The following is a 2,379-nucleotide window of genomic DNA, read 5'->3' on the forward strand; positions in this document are numbered from 1 at the left end:
TCATGCCTTCACCTGTGTGCTAACATCAAGTTGAATCGGAAGATTCTAGGCCGCACCAAACTCAGCTTGTAACAAGTCATCATTGTCATCGGCAATAGTGGCTACCACGGTGATGGCGCGAGAAATTTCTCCTGGGGACAATTCAGCAACAGTTCGGGTGGATAACACGACAACTTGCTCCTCAACAATAGCAAAGCGGGATTCAAAGGTGTCATACCAGTTCATTTCCAGGAGCTTGCGCATCAATGTTGCCTCGTCCTTGGCAGGTAGATTCATCACAGAAGACCAAGCTGTAAAGGTGTCATCATCTGTGGAACCAGTGAGCTGAACGAATACTTCCACGCTACCGTACTGAAACTTCCACAAGTAGCCTTCTTCACTGTGGCTTACCATAGCGCTATTGTTTTGTTCCAGGCTGGAGATGACCGTTTCAATGTTTTCGACATAGTTAACGGCAGTCATAGTCTGGTTGAACTCACTGGCAACGATTTCTGCCATTGACAAGTCTTGACTAGATAGAGTGTCAGGATTCGGCTGTGGGTTTGTCATAATCTATTTTTCTGTGCTGGTCTTGGGGTTTGCCTAAGACCCAGTATCACCTGTAGCTATGCATGTTGACACGTTGGTTAATTTTCTTAAATCAAGGGTCGAGACTTGCAATTAGGTGAGACAGGTAATAAGGAAAGGGTCAAGGGGAAAAAATGATTTTGCCATAACCTTTTGCCTTGAACCCTTTTCTTAGATTTTACCGAGATACCAAAACAATAACAAAGGCCCTTGAACAGCTTCTGACTGCTTGAACAATTTTCTAGGAGACTGCTTTTTGCTGATTTTTAGATACCTGATTCAAACCGTTCAAAAACATAGGCACAAATTTTTCTATAAACCCTTGTGGATCTTGCTGCCAAGCCTTTTGTGCTACCTGAATCCTGGTCATTTGGAGTTCAGGGGCTAGCAAGGTTTGGGGTAAGCGCTCGATCAGGTACTGAGGACGTTCCCACACTGGCAAGGTATTGGCAACCTCCAGCAAGTTATTGATTCGGCGCAGTTCCGCACCTGCCATCAGATCGATACCAGATTCATAAGCCGCCTGTTCAATGGCTACATACTGGCGCTTTGCCTGTTCGACCTTCTGTCGATGTTCTGGGCTTTTCTTGGCAATTTCTGCCAACCATCGATTCCCCCAACGGACATGACCAACTTCCTCTGGGAAAATCTGTTCAATGGTTTGACGAATCTTAATATTTTCTTCTGTTTTCGGTGCCTCTTTCAATGCTTTGATGTGAGCTGAGAAGTACTCACATCCCCGTTTTTCGGTGACATTAATCGCTGCCAAACCACCGATCAGACCATCGTCAAGCTTTCCTTGTTGTTTATAGCTTTCCTGGTCGATGAGTCGATCAAATTCCTTGATGTAGGACACTCCAGGGGGCTTACCAATATCTGCCCCCAGTTCCATGAGTAGGTCAGTCAGCCACATGGCATGACGAGCTTCGTCAGCAATGTGATGAGATAGATCGCGCACCAGTTCTTTTGGCTGACCATCCAGCTTTTCTACCAAATCCGTGAGATCTAGGCAACTGTGTTGTTCGTTGTAGCGATAGCGGTTGAGCATGACCAGGTGAAGTTTGCGATCGCGTACCACATGTGGCAGGATTTCACGGGCACCCATGCCATTGTTTGATTTGTGAGGATATGCAACTGTCATAGATTTTTTTACCTAAACCCGCACCAAACCCACGTCTGGGCCGATAGGGGAACGGTCGTTGTATTGGGTACAGGAATTATTTCTAAGTTTCACCGAACATACCCCCAGTCTACTTTAGTCTCTAATAAGAATAAGTTAATGGCTATAGTAGCAGCAAAAAGCGTTATTCAGTAATAACATCAATCTAAGATGACTGGGGTTCGAGGTGTTCCTCATTTCTGAGCGATCTGAAATACTAATAAATCAAGAGTCAGACATAAATAAAGAAGCCACCCTTAAGGATGGCTAATGGTCTTAGTTCACCATAGACAAAGTACTAGACATCGTAGTACAGTGCGAACTCGTAGGGATGAGGCCGCAGCCGCATGGGATTGACTTCGTTGTCTATTTTGAATTCAATCCAGTTGGTAATGAAGTCTTCGGTGAATACTCCTGATTCAGTCAAGAAGGCATGATCCTTTTCTAAGGCTGCCAGAGCGTCTTCTAGAGAACCGGGGGTTGATGGAATTTTGCTCAATTCCTCTGGAGAGAGGTCGTAAATATCCACATCTAGAGAATCACCGGGATCAATCTCGTTCTTGATGCCATCAATACCAGCACAGAGCATGGCAGCGAAGGCGAGATAGGGGTTACAGGTTGCATCAGGGCAACGGAACTCTAACCGCTTGAGA

2 protein-coding genes and 1 pseudogene are annotated in these 2,379 nt (G+C 45.4%); all 3 read right to left on the minus strand.

The features are described 5' to 3' along the window. Positions 1-45: 45 nt before the first annotated feature. A complete protein-coding gene (locus F6K52_RS35385; RefSeq protein ID WP_293089739.1) occupies positions 46-549 on the minus strand; it encodes a YbjN domain-containing protein in 504 nt (167 codons plus the stop codon). Between the two features lie 259 nt (positions 550-808). Then, positions 809-1,708 (minus strand): ferritin-like domain-containing protein, encoded by a 900-nt coding sequence (locus tag F6K52_RS35390; protein ID WP_293089741.1) that lies wholly within the window; start codon positions 1,706-1,708, stop codon positions 809-811. A 316-nt stretch (positions 1,709-2,024) separates the two neighbouring features. After that, a pseudogene (locus F6K52_RS35395) lies at positions 2,025-2,379 on the minus strand (type I glutamate--ammonia ligase); the annotation flags it as partial.

This window comes from Moorena sp. SIO3H5 (genome assembly GCF_010692395.1).
Classification (GTDB): Bacteria; Cyanobacteriota; Cyanobacteriia; order Cyanobacteriales; family Coleofasciculaceae; genus Moorena.